The 21,755-nt window shown below is 59.6% G+C and carries 24 protein-coding genes; 19 read left to right on the forward strand and 5 right to left on the reverse strand.

The annotated features are described in order from the left end of the window. Window positions 1-5 precede the first annotated feature (5 nt). The gene (locus tag FHT77_RS23850; RefSeq protein ID WP_183757310.1) at window positions 6-434 is read right to left on the reverse strand and encodes a lipocalin-like domain-containing protein; all 429 of its coding nucleotides are present in this window, start codon (window positions 432-434) and stop codon (window positions 6-8) included. A 68-nt stretch (window positions 435-502) separates the two neighbouring features. Beyond that, window positions 503-1,426 (reverse strand): pca operon transcription factor PcaQ, encoded by a 924-nt coding sequence (gene pcaQ, locus FHT77_RS23855; RefSeq protein ID WP_183757311.1) that lies wholly within the window; start codon window positions 1,424-1,426, stop codon window positions 503-505. 148 nt (window positions 1,427-1,574) lie between these two features. Here pcaQ and pcaD point away from each other — a divergent pair, with 148 nt between their 5' ends. The 17 genes from pcaD to FHT77_RS23940 all read left to right on the forward strand — a co-directional run bounded on the left by pcaD (window position 1,575) and on the right by FHT77_RS23940 (window position 15,906). Further along, complete coding sequence (gene pcaD, locus FHT77_RS23860) at window positions 1,575-2,384, forward strand: 3-oxoadipate enol-lactonase (protein WP_183757312.1); 810 nt, start codon at window positions 1,575-1,577, stop codon at window positions 2,382-2,384. Continuing rightward, window positions 2,381-2,794, forward strand: coding sequence for a 4-carboxymuconolactone decarboxylase (gene pcaC / locus FHT77_RS23865; protein ID WP_183757313.1), 414 nt, complete (start codon window positions 2,381-2,383; stop codon window positions 2,792-2,794). The genes pcaD and pcaC overlap by 4 nt, the downstream gene beginning before the upstream one ends. A 3-nt stretch (window positions 2,795-2,797) precedes the next feature. Further along, window positions 2,798-3,547: a protocatechuate 3,4-dioxygenase subunit beta gene (gene pcaH / locus FHT77_RS23870; protein WP_183757314.1), complete on the forward strand. Its 750-nt coding sequence runs from the start codon at window positions 2,798-2,800 to the stop codon at window positions 3,545-3,547. Then, on the forward strand, window positions 3,547-4,161 hold the full coding sequence (gene pcaG, locus FHT77_RS23875) for a protocatechuate 3,4-dioxygenase subunit alpha (protein WP_183757315.1): 615 nt from the start codon (window positions 3,547-3,549) through the stop codon (window positions 4,159-4,161). The genes pcaH and pcaG overlap by 1 nt, the downstream gene beginning before the upstream one ends. Before the next feature lie 15 nt (window positions 4,162-4,176). After that, window positions 4,177-5,226 (forward strand): 3-carboxy-cis,cis-muconate cycloisomerase, encoded by a 1,050-nt coding sequence (locus FHT77_RS23880; protein WP_183757316.1) that lies wholly within the window; start codon window positions 4,177-4,179, stop codon window positions 5,224-5,226. A 127-nt stretch (window positions 5,227-5,353) separates the two neighbouring features. Next, on the forward strand, window positions 5,354-6,526 hold the full coding sequence (locus FHT77_RS23885; protein WP_183757317.1) for an ABC transporter substrate-binding protein: 1,173 nt from the start codon (window positions 5,354-5,356) through the stop codon (window positions 6,524-6,526). A 94-nt stretch (window positions 6,527-6,620) separates the two neighbouring features. Next, entirely contained in the window at window positions 6,621-7,484 is an 864-nt protein-coding gene (locus FHT77_RS23890; RefSeq protein WP_183757318.1) for a branched-chain amino acid ABC transporter permease, read from the forward strand. A 1-nt stretch (window position 7,485) separates the two neighbouring features. Then, window positions 7,486-8,496, forward strand: a complete 1,011-nt coding sequence (locus FHT77_RS23895; RefSeq protein WP_409527471.1) for a branched-chain amino acid ABC transporter permease — start codon at window positions 7,486-7,488, stop codon at window positions 8,494-8,496. Then, window positions 8,493-9,257: an ABC transporter ATP-binding protein gene (locus FHT77_RS23900; protein ID WP_183757320.1), complete on the forward strand. Its 765-nt coding sequence runs from the start codon at window positions 8,493-8,495 to the stop codon at window positions 9,255-9,257. Before FHT77_RS23895 ends, FHT77_RS23900 begins: the two co-directional genes overlap by 4 nt. Next, complete coding sequence (locus FHT77_RS23905) at window positions 9,238-9,954, forward strand: ABC transporter ATP-binding protein (protein WP_183757321.1); 717 nt, start codon at window positions 9,238-9,240, stop codon at window positions 9,952-9,954. The genes FHT77_RS23900 and FHT77_RS23905 overlap by 20 nt, the downstream gene beginning before the upstream one ends. Before the next feature lie 345 nt (window positions 9,955-10,299). Next, on the forward strand, window positions 10,300-11,130 hold the full coding sequence (locus tag FHT77_RS23910; RefSeq protein ID WP_183757322.1) for an MBL fold metallo-hydrolase: 831 nt from the start codon (window positions 10,300-10,302) through the stop codon (window positions 11,128-11,130). 429 nt (window positions 11,131-11,559) lie between these two features. Continuing rightward, window positions 11,560-11,838: a DUF1778 domain-containing protein gene (locus FHT77_RS23915; RefSeq protein WP_183770363.1), complete on the forward strand. Its 279-nt coding sequence runs from the start codon at window positions 11,560-11,562 to the stop codon at window positions 11,836-11,838. Between the two features lie 75 nt (window positions 11,839-11,913). Continuing rightward, window positions 11,914-12,354 carry a GNAT family N-acetyltransferase gene (locus FHT77_RS23920; protein ID WP_246712747.1) on the forward strand — a complete coding sequence of 147 codons (441 nt, stop codon included), beginning with the start codon at window positions 11,914-11,916 and terminating at the stop codon, window positions 12,352-12,354. A gap of 690 nt (window positions 12,355-13,044) precedes the next feature. Next, a complete protein-coding gene (locus tag FHT77_RS23925) occupies window positions 13,045-13,299 on the forward strand; it encodes a hypothetical protein (RefSeq protein ID WP_183757324.1) in 255 nt (84 codons plus the stop codon). 590 nt (window positions 13,300-13,889) lie between these two features. After that, on the forward strand, window positions 13,890-14,336 hold the full coding sequence (locus tag FHT77_RS23930; protein ID WP_183757325.1) for a helix-turn-helix domain-containing protein: 447 nt from the start codon (window positions 13,890-13,892) through the stop codon (window positions 14,334-14,336). A gap of 22 nt (window positions 14,337-14,358) precedes the next feature. Then, on the forward strand, window positions 14,359-14,907 hold the full coding sequence (locus FHT77_RS23935; RefSeq protein ID WP_210281015.1) for a PIN domain-containing protein: 549 nt from the start codon (window positions 14,359-14,361) through the stop codon (window positions 14,905-14,907). A gap of 387 nt (window positions 14,908-15,294) precedes the next feature. Next, window positions 15,295-15,906, forward strand: a complete 612-nt coding sequence (locus tag FHT77_RS23940; RefSeq protein ID WP_183757326.1) for a plasmid pRiA4b ORF-3 family protein — start codon at window positions 15,295-15,297, stop codon at window positions 15,904-15,906. A gap of 375 nt (window positions 15,907-16,281) precedes the next feature. On the opposite strand, the gene FHT77_RS23945 is transcribed toward FHT77_RS23940, so the two are convergent. Together FHT77_RS23945 and FHT77_RS23950 are read right to left on the reverse strand one after the other, a co-directional pair. Further along, complete coding sequence (locus tag FHT77_RS23945; RefSeq protein ID WP_183757327.1) at window positions 16,282-17,097, reverse strand: polysaccharide deacetylase family protein; 816 nt, start codon at window positions 17,095-17,097, stop codon at window positions 16,282-16,284. Next, on the reverse strand, window positions 17,094-18,179 hold the full coding sequence (locus FHT77_RS23950; RefSeq protein ID WP_183757328.1) for a glycosyltransferase family 4 protein: 1,086 nt from the start codon (window positions 18,177-18,179) through the stop codon (window positions 17,094-17,096). Before FHT77_RS23950 ends, FHT77_RS23945 begins: the two co-directional genes overlap by 4 nt. Before the next feature lie 190 nt (window positions 18,180-18,369). Here FHT77_RS23950 and FHT77_RS23955 point away from each other — a divergent pair, with 190 nt between their 5' ends. Further along, window positions 18,370-20,091: an adenylate/guanylate cyclase domain-containing protein gene (locus FHT77_RS23955; RefSeq protein ID WP_183757329.1), complete on the forward strand. Its 1,722-nt coding sequence runs from the start codon at window positions 18,370-18,372 to the stop codon at window positions 20,089-20,091. Beyond that, the gene (locus FHT77_RS23960) at window positions 20,088-20,972 is read left to right on the forward strand and encodes an FkbM family methyltransferase (RefSeq protein ID WP_183757330.1); all 885 of its coding nucleotides are present in this window, start codon (window positions 20,088-20,090) and stop codon (window positions 20,970-20,972) included. Before FHT77_RS23955 ends, FHT77_RS23960 begins: the two co-directional genes overlap by 4 nt. A 239-nt stretch (window positions 20,973-21,211) precedes the next feature. Here the strand turns inward: FHT77_RS23960 and FHT77_RS23965 are convergent, their stop codons facing one another. Next, window positions 21,212-21,691, reverse strand: coding sequence for a class I SAM-dependent methyltransferase (locus FHT77_RS23965; protein ID WP_183757331.1), 480 nt, complete (start codon window positions 21,689-21,691; stop codon window positions 21,212-21,214). Between the last annotated feature and the right edge of the window lie 64 nt (window positions 21,692-21,755).

Here is a 21,755-nt window from a genome sequence, read left to right on the forward strand (position 1 = left end):
CGAGATCATACCTTGCGGAACTCAAGTTCGTAGACAACTTCCTCGCCAGTCTTCGGATCGACCCCGGGGGCGCCGCTGATCTTCAGCCTGTTGCCGTCGATGGAAAACGGACGGATCAGGTCGCTAACGCCCCAGGCGGGGTTCCAGCTTGCATCGACATGGTGCACGACGCGTCCGTTCTCGAAGGTGTAGGTGCCGGCGTAGGCGAGCATGGAATCGAACAGCGCAACCTTTTCCGCGTCAGTAGGCACCTCTCCCTTGATCGCCGGCCGCTCGCGGCTAACCACGACAGCCATCACCCTCCCATCCGGATGGTAGGAGAGATAGCCGACCGGATCCGGTCCCATCGCATTCGTGACCATTCCAGTCGCGACGGCCCGACGCGTCCAGGAAATCATTCGCCATGTCCCATGTAATGCGGCTGCACTTCCCATCGTCTGGCTCCCCGGCGCAGTTGCACGCGTGTCACGATAACACGCGGTCATTCCAGGGAATAGGCCGGCTAGGCTGCGGTTGCCTCGGTTGCCGCTTCACGGATGGTATGCATCAGGATCGACAGCGGCAGTGAGGGGATTTCATCGGTACGCATTGTCAGTCCGACCGGCCCTTGCGTCTCGCTCGTATCGATCGGCAGGACCGAAAGCAGGCCATCGGCAATGTCGGTGGCAACGACGCCCGTCGAAATGATCCAGATGGCATCGCTCGTGCGCACGAAGGCGCGCCCGAAGGAATCCGAAACCGTTTCGATCTGGTTCGGCAGGCTGGCGACTCCGTTGGCGATCAGGAAGCTTTCGACGAAGGGGCGGATGATTGATGCCCGCGTCGGCATCAGCACCGTGTACTCGCTGAGGCTCGAAAACAGCGATTGTCTGGTCTTCAGCAGCGGATGACCCGCCCGAACGGCGAATACCACCTTTTCCGAATAGAGATGCTCGAAGGAAAACCCGGCCATTTTCTCGGCCCCGGCAAGCCGGCCGACGACAAGGTCAAGGTCGCCCACGCGCAGCTGCTCGAGAAGAACCGCATTCTCGCCCGTGACGATCTTGATGCGGCTCCAGGTGTTTTCCTTGAGAAACAGCTCCATCGCTCGCGGCATGATGCGCGTCGACACTGTTGGCAGTGCCCCAATGCGGATTGGCGGCGCTTCCCCGAAGCGTTCCTGACTGACCGAATCGAGACCCTGGCGAAGCGCGGTCAGTGCTGCGCCCGCATGCCTGAGAAACACATCGCCGTAACGGGTGATCCTGATGCCGCGACCATCGCGCTCGAAAACGGCAACGCCCAGCACCTCTTCCAGTTCGCGGATCGTCTTCGTCACAGCGGGTTGGCTGACATTCAGGAGATCAGCCGCCTTCATGACGCTTTTCTGGCGCGCGACCTCGACAAATGTCTGCAGATGACGAAACTTGACCCGGTTGTCGATCATGGTTCTCATAACTTGTGGGTTATCGGAATGCCATGAAATATCATTTTACCTAACCAGATTAAACATCCAATTTGATCCCGGGCCCGCGCAGATCCTCCATCAAGTCGACCCGCGGCTTGCCCGGGATTGCCGTAGGGAGGAGAAAGCCGTGCAGTTTGCCCGCATCAACGACATCGCGATCCACTACCAGCTGATCGGCGGCCCCGCCGACAAGCCGGTCATCGTCTTTTCCAATTCGCTCGGCACCGATTTCCGCATCTGGCGGGATGTGATCGTGCGCCTGGCCGGTGACTACGGGATCATTGTCTACGACAAGCGTGGGCACGGACTTTCTGACGTTGGCCAGGTTCCCTATTCGATCGAAGACCATGCCTCTGACCTTGCTGGCCTGCTCGAGCTTCTATCGGTCAGGAAGGCGATCATCTGCGGACTTTCCGTCGGCGGACTGATCGCGCAGGCGCTCTACAGCACGCGGCCGGACCTCGTGCAGGGACTGATCCTTTGCGATACCGCGCACAAGATCGGCACGGCCGAGAGCTGGAACGCAAGGATTGCGACGGTCAAAAGCAAGGGCATCGAAAGCATCGTCGACGGCGTCATGAAGCTCTGGTTCACCCCGGCCTTCAGGCGGCCGGAGAACACCGCCTACCGCGGCTACCACAACATGCTCGTTCGCCAGCCCGTCGAGGGATACATCGCCACCTGCGAGGCCATCCGCGATGCCGACTACACCGATGCTGCGGCAAAGATCACGGTGCCGACGCTCTGTGTCGTCGGGGAAGAGGACGGGTCAACTCCGCCTGATCTGGTGAAGTCGACTGCAAAACTCATTCCTGGCGCGCGCTTCGAGGTCATTCACGACGCCGGTCATATCCCCTGTGTAGAGCAGCCCGAGGCCCTGGCGGTCTTGATCCGGGCATTCATCGATAGCGCATTGCATGGAGAAACGAGCCCATGAACGAACCCCACCAGCCCTCAGAACGGTTTGAGCAGGGGATGGCCACGCGCCGCGCCGTCCTCGGTGATGCCCATGTCGACCGGGCCGAGGCAAACGCTACTCCATTCGACAAGCCGTTCCAGGACCTGATCACGGAAGCTGCCTGGGGACATGTCTGGTCGCGCACGACCTTGTCGCGTCGCGAGCGGTCGATCGTCACCATCGCTCTGCTTGCAGCACTCGGTCAGGACGACGAGGTGGCGATGCATGTGCGTGCCACCGAAAACACCGGCGCATCGCGCGACGATATTTGCGAGGCGCTGCTGCATGTGGCGATCTACGCCGGTGTCCCGGCCGCCAATCACGCGATCAAGATTGCCAAGCACGTGTTCGAACAGATGGACGCCGGAACGGCAGTCCGAAAGGCTTAAGGGATGTCCGACCTCACCAATCGCAAGCCGGAAACAGGCGCCTTCTTTGCCCGTGACCGGGCTTGGCATGCACCAGCCCTCACGCCGGGCTACAAGACCTCCGTCCTGCGCTCGCCGCAGCGCGCGCTCCTGTCGCTCGAAGGAACGATCTCCGAGATAACTGGCCCGGTCTTCGGGCAATCGATGATCGGCGAGCTCGACAACGATCTGATCCACAACTATGCCCGGCCGGGTGAAAGTGCGATCGGCGAGCGTATCGTCGTCCACGGCCGTGTCCTCGATGAGCGCGCGCGCCCGGTACCGGGTGCCCTCGTCGAGTTCTGGCAGGCCAACGCCGGCGGCCGTTACCGACACAAGAAGGAAACCTACCTTGCCGCGATCGACCCGAACTTTGGCGGTTGCGGGCGCTGTGTAACGGACGACGAGGGGCGCTATGCCTTCAGGACCGTTCGCCCCGGCGCCTATCCGTGGCCGAATGGGGTCAATGACTGGCGGCCGGCCCATATCCATTTCTCGATCTTCGGCCACGGCTTTGCCCAGCGCCTGATCACCCAGATGTATTTCGAGGGGGATCCGATGATCTGGAAATGTCCGATCGTGGGCACCATCCCCGACAAGCGCGCCATCGAGCAGTTGATTGCGCCGCTCGACTGGGGCAACACGATCCCGATGGACGCTCGCGCCTACAAGTTCGACATCGTGCTGCGCGGACGCCGCTCGACGATGTTCGAAAACCGCCCGGAGGGAAACTGATGGTACAGGAACTCGGCTACCTCAAGGAAACGCCGTCGCAGACGGCGGGCCCTTACGTTCACATCGGGCTCACCCCCAACTTCTGTGCGATCGAAGGGGTCTACGACACCGACCTCGGCACGGTCATGGTCAACGACAAGACGCTCGGCGAGCGCATCACGGTGACAGGCCGCGTGTTCGACGGTGCGGGCGCGCTGGTGCGCGATGCCGTCATCGAAATCTGGCAGGCCGACAGCGCCGGCCTCTACAACAGCCCCTCGGAAATGCGCGGCACTGCCGATCCGAACTTTACCGGTTGGGGCCGGTGCGCAACCCGCGCGGAGGATGGCGTCTTCACCTTCGAAACCGTCAAGCCAGGTGTCGTCCCGTTCAAGGACGGACGAAAGATGGCACCGCACCTAACCGTCTGGATTGTCGCTCGCGGCATCAACATCGGCCTGCACACGCGCATGTATTTTCCCGAGGAGGTCGAGGCGAACCAGGCAGACCCGCTGCTCTTGCGCATCGAGCACCGGGACCGTGTCGATACACTGATCGCGACGAGGGAGGGGTCGACATTGACCTTCGATATCCGTCTCCAGGGCGAGCGGGAGACCGTGTTCCTCGATATTTGAGGAAGGGAACCACAGATGACCGTCTCAGCCTTTGACCACCCTTTACTGTCCGGGCTTCTCGGCGACGAAGAAATTGGCCACTATTTTTCGGTAGAGACCGATATCAGCACCATGCTTGCCTTCGAGGCTGCATTGGCAAAGGCCGAAGCGGCCGAGGGCCTCATTCCGCATGAAGCTGCCCACCACATCGGCGACGCCTGCAAGACCTTCAGGCCGGATTTTCTGGAGCTGAGGGTCGCGACAGCCCGCGACGGCGTGGTCGTTGCCGATCTCGTCAAACAGCTCCGGAAGGTCGTTGGCGATCCCTATTCCGAGTTCGTGCATCTCGGCGCCACCAGCCAGGACGTCATCGACACCAGCCTCATGGTCCGCCTGAAGGCTGTCGCCTTCCTGCTATCCAACCGGCTCTCTGACCTGTCGACCGCGTTTGACAATCTCGACAGGTCCTTTGGACACAATCCGCTGATGGGGCGGACGCGCATGCAGGCGGCGATAAAGATTATCGTTTCGGATCGCATTTGCGCCTGGCGGGCACCCATCGACTGCTATCGCGACAGGTTGACCGAGCAGCGTCTGCCCTTGCAGTTCGGGGGTGCCGCGGGCACGCTGGACAGGCTGGATGACAGGGCAGATGCGATCCGCGCGACCCTTGCCAGGGAAATCGGCCTTTCCGACATCCCGCAATGGCAAAGCCAGCGCGCTGTCATTGCCGACTATGCGGGTCTGCTGTCGCTGATCTCGGGCAGCCTCGGTAAGTTCGGCCAGGATGTCGCGCTGCTTGCGCAGGCGGGCGACGAGATCGAGCTTTCGGGCGGAGGCGGCTCCTCCGCCATGGCGCACAAGCAGAACCCGGTGGCTGCGGAAGCATTGGTGGCGCTTGCGCGGTTCAATGCAACCCTGCTGTCTGGATGCCACCAGTCGCTGGTGCACGAACAGGAGCGCTCGGGTGCTGCCTGGATGCTGGAATGGTTGATCCTGCCGCAAATGGTTATGGCATCGGCCGCATCCCTTCGGCTCGGCCTTCAACTGGCAGGAACTATCGAAAGGATCGGCGCGAAACCATAACCCCTGAACTATGATTTGCGGCTTTTATTTCATTTTACATCACCGTTTTGGGTGAGACACTATCGCCACGGTTTTGGCTCTTTGCTAATCCGGCGTGGGAGTGCGCCATCGTTATTGGGAGGATTTTATGAAACGGTTTGTCCTGGCTGCCGTCGCGGCGATTGTCATGAGCACGGGGGCCTATGCAGAGACCATCAAGGTTGGCGTGGTCGGTCCGTTCTCGGGTCCGTTTGCCCTGCAGGGTAAGAATTTCAAGGCCGGCATTGACGCCTATATGGCGATCAACGGCGCCAAGGTCGCAGACAACACCGTCGAGGTGATCTATCGCGACCTGCCGGCCGCCGATCCCGCGCAGTCGAAGGCCCTGGCGCAGGAACTGGTGGTCAAGGAGAAGGTGCAGTACCTCGCTGGCTTCTATTTCACGCCCGACGCCATGGCCGTGGCACCGATCCTGAAGCAGGCGAACACGCCGCTCGTGATCATGAATGCGGCAACATCGGCCATCGTCACGAAGAGCCCACTGGTGGTGCGCACGTCGTTCACCACGTGGCAGACCTCGACACCGATCGCCAAGGTTGCCCATGACGACGGCGTCAGCAAAGTTATTTCGGTGGTCAGCGATTATGGTCCGGGCGTCGATGCCGAGAACGCCTTCAAGGCTGCCTTCGAGAAGGAAGGCGGCAAGGTCGTCGAGGCGATCCGCATGCCGCTCTCGACCAATGATTTCAGTCCTATCATGCAGCGGATCAAGGACTCGGGCGCCCAAGGGGTGTTTGCGTTCCTGCCCTCAGGCCCGACTACGCTCGGCTTCGTCAAGGCCTACAACGAGAACGGCCTCAAGGCTGCCGGCATCAAGTTCTTTGCTCCTGGCGACCTGACGCAGGAATCCGACCTTCCGGCCCTCGGCGATGCCGCTCTCGGCATCAAGACGACCTTCCATTATGCCGTCTCGCACGACTCGCCCGAGAACAAGGCCTTCGTCGAGGCTGCGGCAAAGGCGATCGGCAACAAGGCGGAACTCTCCTTTCCAGCCGTCGGTGCTTATGACGGCATGAATGTCATCTACAAGATGATCGAGGCAACCGGCGGCAAGCAGGATGCGGCCAAGGCCGTCGAAGCGGTCAAAGGCCTGACCTGGGTCAGCCCGCGCGGTCCGGTAACGATCGATCCCGAGAGCCGCCATATCACACAGAACATCTACCTGCGCGAGGTGACGAAGGCCGACGATGGCACCTATTACAACAAGGAGATCCAGACGTTCGAAAAGCAGGGCGACCCTGGCCTTGCGGCCGCCAAGTAAAGGCCTTTGATCCTGCGGCCGGAGAGGAAAGTCTGCAGCGCAAAAGCTGCAGGCGGGCTTGCCTGCCGCGCCCAAACAGCATCGGGATAGCCTCATGCAAACTGTCTTCAGCATAGCCGTCGATGCGCTCGCCTATGGCATGGTACTGTTCGTCATCTCGATCGGTCTGTCGGTGACGATGGGGTTGATGCGGGTCGTCAATCTCGCGCACGGCGCATTCGCCATGATCGGCGGCTACATTGCCTCCTATGCTGCGCGCGACCTCGGGCTTGGCTACGGCATCGCTGTCCTTCTGGCGGTTGTCGGCACCGTCATTATCGCGGTTCCTATCGAACGCTTTCTGTACCGGCGCATCTACGGAGCGCCTGAGCTGACGCAGGTGCTGATGACCATCGGCATCACCTTCTGCATCATAGGCATTGCCAACTATGTGTTCGGCCCGACGCTGAAGACGATCCCCCTGCCGCAAGATCTTCAGGGCTCGGCCGATCTCGGGTTCCGGACAATTCCCGTTCACCGACTCTTCGCGATTTTCTGCGGGCTCGCTGTCGCCGCCGGTCTCTGGTATGCGATTGAAAGAACCAGCTTCGGGGTCAAGCTGCGCGCCTCCGTCGACAATGCCGCCATGGCGGCTGCACTCGGGGTGCGCACCGAAATCATCTATGCCTTAAGTTTTGCCGTTGCCGTCGGCCTTGCCGCCTTCGGCGGCGTGGTCGGCGCGGAACTGCTGCCCGTCGAACCCTACTATGCCCTGAGGTACATGGTGACCTTCCTTGTCGTCGTCTCGGTCGGCGGCGCGGGCTCGATCCCCGGCGCACTCATTGCCTGCCTGCTTCTCGGTGCTGTCGACACGACCGGGCGTTACCTCATGCCGGAATTCGGCGAATTCTTCTTCTACCTCGCGGTCATCGCCATCATCTGCATCTTTCCGCGTGGCCTTGCGGGGAGGATGAAATAGATTGGCTGCCGTCATGAACACCGAAAGAGCCCTGCTTGCTCAAGCCCGCCCGCGCCGTCAGGCGGGACGGGATCTGGCGGGCGTTGCCGTCATTACCATTGCTGCCGTCGTCGGCTACCTGCTTTTCCCAGACAATCTGGCCCTGCTCACCCGCATCGTCGCAGTCGCCCTGCTTGTCCTGTCGCTTGACCTCGTCACCGGCTATTGTGGCATCGCGACGCTCGGCCATGCAGCCCTCTTCGGATCGGGCGCATATGCGGCCGGCATCCTGTCGGCGCACTACGGCATCAATGATCCCCTGCTGATGACGCTGGCAGGCGTCCTCGGCGGCGCGCTCGCCGGGCTCGTCAGCGGCGTGGTCATCCTGCGTGGCCATGGCCTTCCCCAACTGGTGCTGTCTATCGCCCTCATCCATCTCTTCCACGAATTCGCCAACAAGACATCAAGCTGGACCGGCGGCAGTGATGGCCTGTCCGGCATTTCCGCTGACCCGATCTTCGGTACGTTCGAATTCGATCTCTACGGCCACACCGCCTATGTTTTCGCGATCGTCCTGCTTGTTCTCGTCTTCGTGCTTCTGCGCCTTCTCGTACGCTCGCCCTTCGGCATGTTGTGTCGCGGGATCAAGGAGGATCCGGTGCGCATCCGCGCCATGGGTGCCTCGCCGAAGGCAGCGCTGTTGAAGATGTACGTCGTCTCCGGCGCCGTTGCGGGCGTCGGAGGGGCATTGAACGCCATCACCACGCAGGTGGTTGGTCTGGACAGTCTCTCCTTCACGCTGTCGGCCGAATCGCTGGTCATGCTTGTCCTCGGTGGAACGGGCTCGCTGTTCGGCGCGCTTTCGGGAACCGTCATCTTCATGCTGTTTGAGGACTATGTCTCGGCGGCAAACCCGTTTCACTGGCTGACCATGGTGGGCGTGCTTTTGATCGCGGTGGTCCTGTTTGCGCCGAAGGGGCTTTACGGTTCCGTTGCAGCCCTGCTCGGCCGCAGAAGGGAGGCGGGAGAATGAGCGCCGTCTTCGAAGTCATCAACCTCAGGAAGTCCTTCGGCGGGCTTGCTGTGACGAACGACGTCTCCCTGTCGATGGAGCCAGGCGACCGGGTGGCGCTGATCGGACCAAACGGCGCGGGAAAGACCACTTTCGTCAATCTGGTGACGGGCAATCTGAAGCCCGATTCCGGAGATGTCCGGCTTGCTGGCGAAATCGTCACCAGGGTTGGCGCCAACGGCCGCGTCCAGCGTGGCCTGGTTAGATCCTTCCAGGTCACCCGGCTGTTCCTGGAGATGACGCCCGCCGAGCACGTTGCCCTTGCCATCCTCCAGCGCCGCAGACGTTCTGGTCGCATGTTCGGGAATTTCCTTTCCATGCCTGATGTGATGGACGAGGTGAATGACCTTCTTTCCACACTCGGCATTGCGCATCTGATGCACCGCAGGGTGAACGAGATCGCCTATGGCCAGCAACGGCTTCTCGAAATCGCCGTTGCCATGGCTCTCAGGCCGAAGGTACTGCTCCTCGACGAGCCGGCGGCCGGCGTTCCCCAAAGCGATACCGGACGGATCGAGCAGGCGCTCGCCGACCTGCCCGCCGATCTCGCCGTCCTGATGATCGAGCACGACATGGACCTCGTCTTCCGCTTCGCCAAACGCGTCGTCGTCCTCGCTGCAGGCGCGATCATCTTCGACGGGTCGCCCGCTGACGTCACCAAGGATGCCTGCGTTCGCGAGGCCTATCTCGGGAGCTATGCCAATGCCAGCCACGCCGCTTGACGTCGAGAACCTGTCGGCCGGCTATGGGCCGACCCGCGTCCTCGAAAACGTTTCGTTCAAGGTTCCGGCCGGCGCACGCCTTGCGATCCTCGGTCGAAACGGCATGGGAAAGACGACGCTGCTTGCCACACTTGCCGGCCAGACCAGGCGCTACGCGGGCACGATCCGCATCGGTGCTACCGATGTGACCGCAATGGCGAGTGCAGCACGCGCCCACACCGGACTGGGCTACGTGCCGCAGGCACGATGCATCTTCCCGACATTGACCGTGGAGGAAAACCTTTTCGTCGGATTGAAGGGGCGCCCGAGAAGCGCACTGGAGGAAGCCTACGGGATGTTCCCACGCCTGAAGGAGCGGCGCCGCAACCTCGGCGGTCAGCTCTCGGGCGGCGAACAGCAGATGCTATCGACGGCACGCAGCATTCTCGGCCGGCCGTCGGTGCTTCTGCTCGACGAGCCGCTTGAGGGGCTGGCGCCCGTCATCTGCGAGGAGCTGATGACGGCCTTCGCCGAGCTGGCACGCACGGGCGACATGACAATCCTGCTTGTCGAGCAGCGGATCCAGAGCGCGCTTGACTTTGCCGACCATGTGATCGTCCTCGAACGCGGCCGCCTGGCGTTTACCGGTGCGCCGCAAACGTTGCTTGAGGATCAGGATGCAGTTGAGCGTCTTCTAGGTGTCGGCGGGTTGCACTGAGACGACGGCGGCATCCGGCGAAGATCGATACTGCCGTGATCCGGTAAGACGAATGGGTAAGGAGCCGGGATTTGTATTTTCAGGGCCGAGCAACCATTTAATGCAGGAAGGCTGCGGAACCCTGCCGCGTCCCTTGCCGGGCATCAGGGTCCGTTTACCGAATACAAACCATAGGCAGTTGCTTTCCGGAACGAAAACAGATTGCTTAGGAAAATCTACCACTTCACCGGATAGGGTTAGAAACGGTACCAACGACACAGGGAAGTCCATGGAAAACAACGCGTCGCTTGCTAATCGTGATAGGATTACGATAGCGTTGTTAGGTCGGCCCATTTTGAAAACGCGATGAGTAAAGATCAGTTTCAGGTAAAGTTTTGGGGCGTTCGCGGCAGCATCCCGGTCTCGGGTCCCGAATTCGTCCGCTACGGTGGCAACACCTCGTGCATCGAAATCCGCTGCGGTGAATACCGGATGATCTTCGACGCCGGATCGGGCGTACGCGAAGCCGGCCTTGCCATGCTCAGCGAGGACGTCCACAACGTCGACCTGTTCTTCAGCCACTGCCACTACGACCACATCATTGGCCTGCCGTTCTTCAAGGCGATCTACTACCCGACCATCGATCTGACGATCTGGTCGGGGCACCTGGACGGCAAGATGAGCACGCGCGAGATGATCGAGCAGTTCATCAGCCCGCCATGGTTCCCTGTGAAGACCGACATCTGCCAGGCGACGATGAACTTCCGCGATTTTCATGCCGGCCAGACGCTGGAACCGCGTCCCGGCGTCAAGATCAAGACCTACACACTGAACCATCCGGGTGGGGCGATCGGTTACCGCGTCGAGTGGAACGGTCGCTCGGTCGCACTGATTTACGACATCGAGCATATCCCGGGCGTTCATGATCCGGTTGCGCTGGAGATGATGAAGGACGCCGACCTCGTCGTCTACGATTGCACCTACAACGAAGACGAGATGCAGCGTTTCAAGGGTTTCGGCCATTCCACCTGGGAACACGGCGTCGAACTCGCGAAGATGGCGGGCGCCAAGAAGTTCGCGCTTTTCCATCATGCGCCCTCGCGCACGGACACACAGCTGGATCAGATGGAATGCGATGCCAGGGCGGAATTTTCGGGCGCCTTTGCGGCGCATGACAATCAGCTCGTCGAGATCTGAGCTAATCAAAGCGCGCGGCGCATCTCGGGACCCGTTCGCTGGTCGGTATCGATGGGGAGCGCTTGCATGGCATGCAAGAGGCCAGTGGTTCGATCCCGCTTAGCTCCACCAAATTCTTGCCTGTAAAATCAATTCCATATGGATTGGCTTGGGTCGTGACGAAAAATTGACTTCGTTCCGGGGAAGCACCAGGGAAGTACAAGCGCTGATGTCTGAAATCAGTATCCTCCTCTGTGCTCATATAGTCGGCGCGCGAAGCTACGGAATGACAAAAATCCAGAAATGGATTCAGCGCATTAGCGGAAATGCAAGCTTTTCAGTAATTGAAAATTATAGAAACGTATGTACATTGACTACACATGATCGTATTCGAACGTTCATCAAGTACGTCGCACAAATCAAAATCAACTGTGCGATTGATGGAGAAGTATGATGTCCGCTCTTAGGAAAACCAAAACCGTCAATCTTCGGATTGAACCGGAAACGCATGATCTAATTGCACGTGCTGCTGAGGTTTGTGGAAAGAGCATAACTGCGTTCATGACCGAAGCCTCTGTGTATGCCGCGCAAGAAGAGTTGCTAGATCAACGATTCATAGGCGTTTCCGCTGACGTGTTTGAAGCTGTAAGTGAGCAGCTTGCTGCTCCAGGCGTCGCCAGAGACAACTTGGTCAAGCTTTTTCAGATCAAAGTAGATTGGATGGACTGACGTTTGCCGTATCGGAAACCTTGCCCTATTGCAAATCAGCACATCATTGAGGGCTTCTCGTCGGGGAAGCCCTCCTTGGATTCGTGGCTAAAGGAAATGGCCTTACATAATCAGGAGCAGGGATACACCCGTACATTTGTAATTGCGGACGAAAACTTCAAAGTCGTAGGTTACCATTCGGTTTGTGCGGGCATGATACACCGAAGCGATGTTTCCCGATCGGTGAAGGGGTCAAAAGCTCCCACCGAAATTCCGATTGCAGTTCTAGCCCGACTTGCGGTCGATGCCGAATATCAAGGTAATGGCCTTGGAAAAGCGCTCCTCAGAAACGCGCTCATGAGTGTGGTGTCCGCCGCGCAAGTAGTCGCTTTTCGCGCCGTGATAATCCACGCTCTCGATGATGAGGCCGTCACTTTCTATAAAAAATTCGGCTTTCAGGAGACGAAGAACATGGAGCGGCGTCTCATTCTGCCGACTAAGGACATAGCAGCTTCTCTGAACGAGGCCACAGGCTAACACCACGCAGAAAGCGCACCCATTCTGTCCCTAGTTGCTGATCTGGACGCGTTTCTGAGTGCCGATACCTTTAACTTTCAGGAACCTAGGATTAGTCGATCTGTGGTCTTCTAGGAGCCGCGGCCCTCCTGCGGCTTCGCTTTGAGCTTTGCGGGCTTCCTCAGCTTGGGAGTACGAGCGGCGGCGTTCTCACTTCGCTGCTTTTCGATAATACGCAGCCTATCAAACATCTCACTCTCCCCAGCGCGCTCCTGGGTATTCTGAGCCAGCAGTTGCGACGCAGCAATCTGCAGACCCCGGCGACCATTTGCCGAACCCCATCCTCCCATTCCCACGCTCGGTCGGTCTGCGCGTGATACTCCCGATGGCGAAGGGGGAGAATGTCAGAGATCAGGAAGGAACTGGGCCATTCGCCCAGGGCATCATGATAGTCGCGATAGGCTTTCACTACCTCAGCACACTGGCGCCCAAGCTCTTCCGGGCGGCCAGCGCCTCGCACAATCCGAAGGACGTTGGCGGCCAACCTCTTGAGAGGCCAGCGTAGATCAAACTCAGCATTACGCCGATTCAGTTCAAGTCGGTCATTTTCGACGGCAAGGTGGATATGCGGCGGCTTCTGGTCTTTGGACATTCGTTCCTCTCAGTGCCGCCAGAGCGAACTGACACTGAAAGGAAGGGGCGTCAAGGTCGATGCTAACGATTACCTGCAAGCATCTGACGCGCTATCGCCTGCCCGGAACCGTCGAAGTGGAACCCTTCCCCGAACCCACCATCACTCTGGAAAAGTTCAAGCGCGTCCTTATCAGCGATGCCTCGCTCCGCCTCGTCGAACTCAATGTCGTCTACCACTCGATTTCCTACCCATGCAGAGCCGACAGATGGTTCATTGTCGGCGCCGTGTTCAAGATCCACATCGCCGTCGAGTTGATCGAGGAGCCGCGATAAGTTCCTCAATCTTAGCCTCTACCGCCTTGCGGCTGAATTGAAGGACTCGGATGTGCGAGTTCATGAGGCCACCTTGTCGAGATCAGCGACGTGGATGGCAACCGACTTCGGGGCAAGGTTTATGACGACTGAACGAAACTGGCTATCTCAGCCATAATCCCGCCGACAGCACGAAATCGGAACCAGCGGAAACGTACGGAGGCATGGTGCTAGATTTTCATTGAAATGGATGGTGTTACGGCAACGTGCGACGGCATACGGAAACACCCGGAAACGATGGCCCATTGCATGGCATGCAAGAGGCCAGTGGTTCGATCCCGCTTGGCGTCAGGTCCCCATCTTCTCGGGGAAGCACCGGCGAAGCGTGGGCGAGATTCGCTCTCCGGCCGTGCGCAACCCCAGACCTGTTCCGGCCCGGACAGTTTAATGTTTCGTTACGTCGCGTTTGGAGCCAAAGCCGCCGTGATGCTCGCGGAACCAACATCATCGTAAAAAGTTTACTTGTTGCGAATATTGCAGTCGTTGCGGATATTGCGAATAGTGATTCACACTGCTATATCCTCCTAAAAATTAAAAGAAGGATGTCACCAATGTCGCAACTACTAGAACGCCCAATATTGCCGTCGGCTGACGATACTGAATTGGCCGCTGAGGCTAGTCGCTACATTTCGCGCGCGAAGCACGAAGGTGCCGAACTTCGAGTCCAAGTTGACGGCGGAGAGCTCCTAAAGCTCCCCAAAGCTGTCAGTGAGTTGCTGTATCACCTCCTGACCGAAATGGCTCAGGGCAATGCTGTAACTTTGATACCGGTACATGCTGAGCTGACAACTCAGGAGACAGCAGATCACCTCAACGTGTCGCGCCCTTACCTAATCAAGCTTTTGGAAGAAGGAAAAATCCCTTTCCATATGGTCGGAAGCCATCGCCGTATTAAATTCAGCGACCTCGACGATTACCGTCGAAAGACCGAAGACGAAAGAAAGCGGCTCATGGACGAGCTGACGAGCCAGGCCCAAGATTTGGGGATGGGCTATTAAGAAGTCTAGCTACACCGTCGTCCTGGACGCTTGCGTCCTTTATCCAGCGCCGCTGCGAGATTTCCTCATGGAGCTCGCGGCGGCAGGGCTGTTCCGAGCGAAGTGGTCAGAGCAGATCCATGATGAATGGATCCGCAATGTTCTTAAGAACCGCGAGGATTTAACGCTCGAACAGCTCAACCGCACAAAGGAACTTATGAACTCAGCGGTGCCGGACAGTGTCGTTGAGGGTTATGGTGACCTTGTACCCGCTCTCTCGCTTCCCGACGCCGACGATCGGCACATTCTAGCCGCAGCAATAGTCTCGTCGAGCGACGCCATCGTAACGTTCAATCTCTCTGATTTTCCTAAGAAGGCCGCCTCCAAGTACGGTATCGAAGTCCTTCACCCCGACGATTTTATCTTTCACCAATTCGGCCTGAACAATGCTGGTGTAATAATCGCAGCGCAACGCTGTCGCGCCCGGCTAAAAAATCCACCGAGGACTGCAGTAGAGTATTTGGAAACCCTCGAGCGCCAGGGGCTTCCTAAAACAGTAGCGGAGCTGCGGGAATATCACTTTGCTATTTAATTGAACTCGCGCGGCAAGCGAGCGTTTGGAACGTGAATGCGGATAAGCTTAAGGGACAGCCGAATCCGTCCGTTCTGGGTTGTGGGCGTCGCACTTTCCGGCGAGGCGCGAGCCGGTACCTGCGCGGCCGCCCAGGCGAACAGACCAGATGCACCGCTTCACCAGATTCACCTCTTCAAATGCAGCGTGCGCTCAAATCCGCCTAGCAACCCTCTGCTCCAGTCTTCTCTGGTCAACTCGATCGATGTACCCTGCACTGAAGACCGGAACGAGTTAAGTGATGGAGTCGGAACTGCCGAACGAACCTTGGGGTAGACAAAGACCTGCGGCGGCTTGTCTCGACCGCCAACGTGGCGACGAACTGCGCCAGAAAGCGGCCATGACACCATGAGCGCCGATCGAATTGCCAGGCTGCATATTCAGCTGAACGATCTCGAACCTCCAATATGGCGAAGGGTCGAAGTCCCTCTGACAAGCAGCCTCAAAGCCTTGCATGATGTCATTCAAGCGGTAATGCTGTTCGAAGGCTATCATCTCTTCGAGTTCGAGGCTGGTGGGCGGTATTACGATGTGCCGGATCCGGAAGAGTTCTATGGGCGCAAGACTTACGCCGCCAGTAACGCCCGGATCGCCGCGCTGATCGAGCGCGGGATTTCGACCTTTCGTTACACATATGATTTCGGTGACAACTGGGAACACACAATCACGGTCGAAGCCGTTGAGGAGGTTGATCCATTGCTCGAATATCCGCGCTTCATAAATGGAGAGCGCAGAGCGCCACCCGAGGATGTCGGCAGCACATCAGGGTTCGAGGAGTTCCTGAAGGTGATGGCGAAGCCAAGGCATCCGGAGCACCGACGATTGAAGCGCTGGTACGGAGGCGACTTTGACCCCAAAGACATCAGCATTGATCGCGTTCAGGATCAAATCGGCAAACTCGCTCGCCGTCGGACGCTTGGAAAAGCTGGTTTCGCGAAGAGCAAAAACCGGCAGCACTGATCAAATCTCAAGGAGCAGGGCAGCATGAACTACCGCGACTGGAGCCTACCCTGAAATACGTTGCAGCGATGCTCAATGAGGACGAAGGCTTTTTGCGGGAATGTTTGATTGAGATGTTTTCTGAAGACGGCTGCTTCTGTGCATATGACGACTATCCGGCCTCCGAGCTCAGCGAGCACATAATCCTGTTCACCCAATGCGGGATCCCTTCAGCAGATTGTTCGCAACACACGTGGCATTTGCGACCCGACTCCGCGGGAGCCGGTGTCAAAAAAGGCACGGCAAAGTGCCCAGGCTGCTGCGGTCCTGACCGGATAGTTACCCCATGCCCGAAGGCACATCGACAGAAAGGCCGATATGGGCGTGGCTTCCCCTTCACTCTACCCGCCCTTGTGGAAGGCCCAGCCCGCCGACCAGATCCGTCGCGGACATCCAGGACACGGCCGAATGATCCACCGTCTCTTCGAATAGACGGGCAAGGAACGCCCGCTCTGAGGCGCCATGGACAAGATGGTGGGTGAGGATGCCGATCGGCTCGTCAACCGGGGCGGGCCGCTCCCGCGCGCAAGGGTCCTCTCCGCCGGCAAAACGGGTCCGCAATTCGCCAACCAGTTCCCTGACGAGATCCGCATGCGGTCGGTCGCCCCGCTGGCCCCGGGCATTGACGACGTCGACATGCGTGTTCAGGAGCCGGATCGGGCTATTGTCCCTCATTCTGCCGAACACAGACAGCACCTCGAAGCCTTGCTCTTCAAGGCGCGGGACAAGCTCCGCGCTGATCCTGTTCCATGGCGGCACCAGCATGGGAACAAGCTTCGGACCGTGAAGGAGCCGGAGCCTGTCCAGACCGTTGCGGAGCTGTGCCAACACGACGTCGGCGTGCCGATGGCTTCCGAGTTCCTGCTTCTTTTCGTCTGGACCCGCATGATTTTCATGCGACCAGCCGTGAACGGCAACAAGCACATGATCTTCCCGTGCAAGCCGTGCCACCAGCGCCTCGCCTGTGAAGGCCGGAATGACGGCAAGGGTCAGCGGAACGGTGGCCTGCCTGGTGGTATCGAGCAACTGTTCCAGCGCGCCCGTAACCTCGACGGCATCGTCGTCCCGCAGCCACAGGCGCGCTGTCCGGCCGGCGGACCGCCAGCGGTCGAGTTCCTGGCGCAAGGCCGCAAAGGTTTGGTCATCGCTCATGACTGTCGTGTCAAACAGGTCTGCAGGATCTGGTCAAGCATTTGCGCCGCAATCTCGAGCGACCGCTCTTCAAGAACGAAGCGGCGGGCATTTGCGCCCATCGCCTGTTGCCTGTCGGGCTCGTCGAGCAGCCTTGCGATCGCTGCAGAAACCGCCTCGATGTCGCCGTCCGCTGTCAGCAGGCCCGTCTCGCCGTCGACGACCACCTCGGGAACACCCGCCGTCTTCTGGGCGACCACGGGAAGGCCGGCTGCTTGCGCCTCGAGATAGGCAAGGCCATAGGCCTCCCCTGCGCCCGGCCATATGTAGAGACCGGAGCGGCACAGTTCGCGGGCAACTTCCTCGGCTCCAAGCTGTCCCAGCCATTCAATGCGCTCACCGAAGCCGGAAAACAGCTGCTCGACCTCGCTGCGCATCGGCCCGTCGCCGGCGATCGCCAGTGTCCAGGGACGGTCCTGCAGACCGGCCAGTGCCTGCGCAAGCATGACATAGCTGCGCATCTTGTCCCCGCTCCTCATCATCGCAACGGCAATCAGACGCCCAGGCTCCCGGGCATGCGGCGATCCCTGGAAAAGTGCGGTATCGATGAAGGGCCTCAGAATGGCAAACGAACCGGAGGGCAAAGCCTCCGACAGGCCCCTCCTGTCACGCTCGGTCAGCGAGATGTTGACGGAAGCCTGTCCGAGACCATCGATAACCAGCCTTTGAAACGAGGCCCATGCATCCTCGTCGCGCTTTTTCGAATAAGACGCCTCGGCCGTGACATAGGGGATCGAGAACTCCCGGCAAAGGACTGGTCCGAAAAGATCCGGCGATTTGTAATAGGGATGGTAGCAGAACCAGAGATCGGGCCGAAGGCCGCCAGACAGGACATTGCGCAATCGCGCCAGCTCCTTGCGCGCGGCAGCCTGACGCTTGACGGTCTCTTCCGGGGTCGCGCAAAAACTCCGAAATTCGGAGATGACCTCGACGGAATGGCCGCGGAGCGCGAGAGCCTGCACAAGGAGGCGTGCCATGAGGCGATCGCCTGAAGGCACGGGATGGTTCGGGGACTTCAGCGGCGCGTAGAATGCAACCCGCATCACCATGTCTCCGCCGAGACACACTGTTTACAACAGATGCCCGGGCCTGCCGCCGGAAAATACGTTATTGTCAGCATGCCTGCTTTCTGCTGATAGAGTGAAAGGCGTTCGCAATCGCAGCGGCGGCAATTCAACCTCAATTCCGTCATCTCTATTGTATTTGGCACCTGGTATTCAAGAACGGGAATGAATGGCGACAGTCGCTGCCACCGGTATTTTTTCAGAGCGCTCGATCAGAAGGGCCCGGCTTGGCTCCGGGCTTGTCATGTTCCTGTTCGTCCTGCTGCATCTATCCAACCACGCGCTCGGACTGATTTCAGTGTCGGCCGCAGACGACGGGCGACGCATCTTCCTGGCGATCTGGCGCAACCCCGTGGGCACCTTCGTGTTCTACACTGCGGTGTTCGTCCATATCTGCCTTGTCCTTCGCTCCGTTTACAAGCGCCGCAGCCTGGTCATGCCGGCAGCGGAGATGGCGCAGATGGTGCTCGGGCTCGCCATTCCGCTGCTGTTGATGGACCATGTGATCGGTACCCGGATCGCCCATACCCTCTTCCACTACCGCGATGACTACGAGACGATCGTTCGCCTGCTCTGGGTCACCTCTCCGGGCGCCGGCTGGCGACAGGTCGTCGCCCTTCTTTTCGTCTGGACCCACGGATGCATCGGCCTGCATTTCTGGCTGCGCTACCGGCCCTGGTATGACCGTGTCGCCGCGATGCTCCTAGCCGTCGCGATCCTGCTGCCGGTACTCGCCATTCTCGGCTTTATCGAAATGGGTCGAACGATCGCCGAGCCGGCCTACGAGGGCATGGTCAATACCGATCGCTATCGCGACAACCTCAACACGCGCTACTACTCCAACCCCGAGGCGCAGCAGACGATCGCCATGATCCGGGCCGGTCTCTATGGCTCGTTTTCCGCAGCGCTCCTGATCGTTGTCGGTGCCAGGACCTTGAGACGGTGGCGCGAGCGCGTCGACCAGATCACCGTGCGCTATCCAGATGGCGAGGCGATAAGCGTCCCGCGCGGCTTCACGGTTCTGGAGGCAAGCCGTCTTGGCGGAGTTCCGCACTACTCTGTCTGCGGCGGCAAGGGGCAATGCTCGACCTGCCGCGTCCAGATCCTCAGCGACGACAACGACCTGCCGCCTCCCGATAAGCTGGAGCAGTCGACCCTCAAGAGGATCAAGGCGGCCTCTGACGTGCGTCTTGCCTGCCAGTTGCGGCCCACACACGACATCACCGTCGCGCCGTTGCTGGTGGCCGCGCCGGAAAACACATTACCGCCCAACACCCAGGAGACGAGCCCGGGGCGTGAGCGTGAGATCACCGTGCTCTTCTGCGACATCCGCCACTTCACCTCGCTCACCGAGACACGGCTTCCCTTCGATATCGTCTTTCTGCTCAACCGGTATTTCGCGCTGGTCGGCAATGCCGTCGAAAAGGCTGGCGGGCGCATCGACAAGTTCATTGGTGATGGCGCCATGGCGCTTTTCGGCATCGGCAACTCGGCCGAGGACGCGTGTCGCCAGGCGATCGAAGCGGCTGCCACGATCGTCCGTGACATCGCAAAGCTCGATGCGGAGCTGAGAGACGAGCTCATCATGCCACTTCACATTGCTATCGGCATTCATACCGGGCCCGCCGTTGTCGGAACCCTTGGCTATGGCCGAACGCGCAGCGTCACGGCCATCGGCGATACGGTCAATGTCGCAAGCCGCCTGGAGACTGCTGCCAAGGAGTTCAACGCTGCGATCGTCATTTCCGATGCGGTCGCAAGCCTTGCGGGTGCCGACACCACCCATGCGGAAAGCCGCGAAATCAGCGTCCGCGGCCGCGCCCTGCCCTTGAAAGTCTACGTCATTTCGAGCGACAAGGCCGTCAACCTCATCGAAGGAAAAGACAGATGAGCGGCCGCGTCTGGCTGACGGCGAAATTCTGGAGCAGGCGCCTTCGCAAGGCGCGCAATGCTGTCCTGACCAGGCTTTTCGACACCCGCACCGGACGGCGGCTGCTGATCGAGAACATCGGCCCGCGAGTGGTGTCGATGACGGTTGATGCTGGCGATCATCTGATGACGTTTTCGCCGGCCGACTACATCGGGCGGAAGGTGTTTCGCAAGGGACATTTCGAGCGCCAGCATGTCGACCGGCTGCTGGCGGTGCTGCGGGAACGCGGACTTTCGCACCAGCCAAGCTGTCTGCTTGAGATCGGTGGCAACATCGGCACGCAGACCGTCTACTTCGCGCTCAGCGGGGCTTACCGGCGCATCGTCAGCATGGAGCCCGACCCGCGCAACGTCGAATTGCTTCGGAAGAATATCGACCAGAACGGCCTCGATGGGACGGTGACGGTCGTCAACTGTGCCGCGGGAGCGACCACGGGCCGGATCGACTTCTTCATGAACGAAAACAACCACGGCAAGAGCAGTGCCTTCAGGAAAAGCCCCAGCGACCGAAAAATCAGTGTCCCGGTGAGGCCGGTGACTGAGGTTCTCCAGGAGCTTTTGATCAATCCTGCCGATGTCGGTCTCGTCTGGATGGACATTGAAGGCTACGAACCTGTCGCCTGCCGGTCCATGACACCTCTCCTGTCCCGGCGCGTGCCATTCTACATGGAGTTCACGCCGCTCTTTTACGGCCCGCAGCAGACTGGAGAATTCGTAGAGATGCTCGCAGGCTACTACGAGACCTGCCTCGTCTTCTTCGACGACGAGCAACTGCCCCGCGAGATGCGTGTCGTCGATCTCCCCGGCGGCGTCGAGCAGTACGACGTACTCTTCCTTCCCTGATCCAGGACGAGCGATCGACGCTCCCGGTGCGTTTGGTTAAGACCGGTGCCGGGGCGATTGTGGATGTTGCGAACTATCCTGCAAACTCATCTTGATTGTAAGTGGCATCGTGCTGCCACGCTGGAACTTGAGTAATACCCTCGCGGCTGCACTTTGCGAGTTCGCCGAACACCTTCGGCGGGCATCAGATATGGCAAAGATCCGGCGGCGTCTCGACAGTTTCAAACCAGCAGCGCTAATTAGATCCGTCGGTAAAGGTAGTAGCGCCCCTCTTTGACACCAGTCGGCAGTGCGATGGGCTCGAGTTCTGGCCGGTCAAGCGGAAGGCCGCTCACAGCGATCCCGCCTTTGACAAGCACGCCCACCATCAGCTGCGGCAGCCATGTCAGTGTGACGGCATCGATCTCGTCATGCCCGGTGCCGATGTCGGCATGCGCCAGTGCTGCGCCGATGCCGAGAAAGGCCTGGCCGGACTCCCGGATATCGCCCGTCACCATATTTTCTTCCGGTGGTGTCGAGGAGGAATAGGAGCGGACCTCGCGGTCAAAGGCGATGATGCGCCGGTCGGGGAAAAGCTCGCGCAGGTGATCATAGGTCCGTCCGTTGCCGAGGCCGAATTCCAGCACAGGGCCCTGTGCCCCGTTCACCAGGTCGACCACGGCATTCAAAATGTCGCGCTGAGCCGTCAGGCGGCGGATGAAACTGTCCAGGCGGCTCATCTATGCCCTTGTCCATTCACTTAAATTTTCGGTCTGGTGCTATCATATGAAACCCCAGGCCGTC

This window comes from Rhizobium sp. BK181, from assembly GCF_014193305.1.
In the GTDB taxonomy this organism is placed as follows: Bacteria; Pseudomonadota; Alphaproteobacteria; order Rhizobiales; family Rhizobiaceae; genus Rhizobium.

Excerpts from the sequence above, each read along its gene's own strand:
- FHT77_RS23850 (WP_183757310.1), bottom strand. The coding sequence starts at position 434 with ATGGGAAGTGCAGCCGCATTACATGGGACATGGCGAATGATTTCCTGG.
- pcaQ (WP_183757311.1), bottom strand. The coding sequence starts at position 1,426 with ATGATCGACAACCGGGTCAAGTTTCGTCATCTGCAGACATTTGTCGAG.
- pcaC (WP_183757313.1), top strand. The coding sequence starts at position 2,381 with ATGAACGAACCCCACCAGCCCTCAGAACGGTTTGAGCAGGGGATGGCC.
- pcaH (WP_183757314.1), top strand. The coding sequence starts at position 2,798 with ATGTCCGACCTCACCAATCGCAAGCCGGAAACAGGCGCCTTCTTTGCC.
- pcaG (WP_183757315.1), top strand. The coding sequence starts at position 3,547 with ATGGTACAGGAACTCGGCTACCTCAAGGAAACGCCGTCGCAGACGGCG.
- FHT77_RS23880 (WP_183757316.1), top strand. The coding sequence starts at position 4,177 with ATGACCGTCTCAGCCTTTGACCACCCTTTACTGTCCGGGCTTCTCGGC.
- FHT77_RS23885 (WP_183757317.1), top strand. The coding sequence starts at position 5,354 with ATGAAACGGTTTGTCCTGGCTGCCGTCGCGGCGATTGTCATGAGCACG.
- FHT77_RS23890 (WP_183757318.1), top strand. The coding sequence starts at position 6,621 with ATGCAAACTGTCTTCAGCATAGCCGTCGATGCGCTCGCCTATGGCATG.
- FHT77_RS23900 (WP_183757320.1), top strand. The coding sequence starts at position 8,493 with ATGAGCGCCGTCTTCGAAGTCATCAACCTCAGGAAGTCCTTCGGCGGG.
- FHT77_RS23905 (WP_183757321.1), top strand. The coding sequence starts at position 9,238 with ATGCCAGCCACGCCGCTTGACGTCGAGAACCTGTCGGCCGGCTATGGG.
- FHT77_RS23910 (WP_183757322.1), top strand. The coding sequence starts at position 10,300 with ATGAGTAAAGATCAGTTTCAGGTAAAGTTTTGGGGCGTTCGCGGCAGC.
- FHT77_RS23915 (WP_183770363.1), top strand. The coding sequence starts at position 11,560 with ATGATGTCCGCTCTTAGGAAAACCAAAACCGTCAATCTTCGGATTGAA.
- FHT77_RS23925 (WP_183757324.1), top strand. The coding sequence starts at position 13,045 with ATGCTAACGATTACCTGCAAGCATCTGACGCGCTATCGCCTGCCCGGA.
- FHT77_RS23930 (WP_183757325.1), top strand. The coding sequence starts at position 13,890 with ATGTCGCAACTACTAGAACGCCCAATATTGCCGTCGGCTGACGATACT.
- FHT77_RS23940 (WP_183757326.1), top strand. The coding sequence starts at position 15,295 with ATGAGCGCCGATCGAATTGCCAGGCTGCATATTCAGCTGAACGATCTC.
- FHT77_RS23945 (WP_183757327.1), bottom strand. The coding sequence starts at position 17,097 with ATGAGCGATGACCAAACCTTTGCGGCCTTGCGCCAGGAACTCGACCGC.
- FHT77_RS23950 (WP_183757328.1), bottom strand. The coding sequence starts at position 18,179 with ATGCGGGTTGCATTCTACGCGCCGCTGAAGTCCCCGAACCATCCCGTG.
- FHT77_RS23955 (WP_183757329.1), top strand. The coding sequence starts at position 18,370 with ATGGCGACAGTCGCTGCCACCGGTATTTTTTCAGAGCGCTCGATCAGA.
- FHT77_RS23960 (WP_183757330.1), top strand. The coding sequence starts at position 20,088 with ATGAGCGGCCGCGTCTGGCTGACGGCGAAATTCTGGAGCAGGCGCCTT.
- FHT77_RS23965 (WP_183757331.1), bottom strand. The coding sequence starts at position 21,691 with ATGAGCCGCCTGGACAGTTTCATCCGCCGCCTGACGGCTCAGCGCGAC.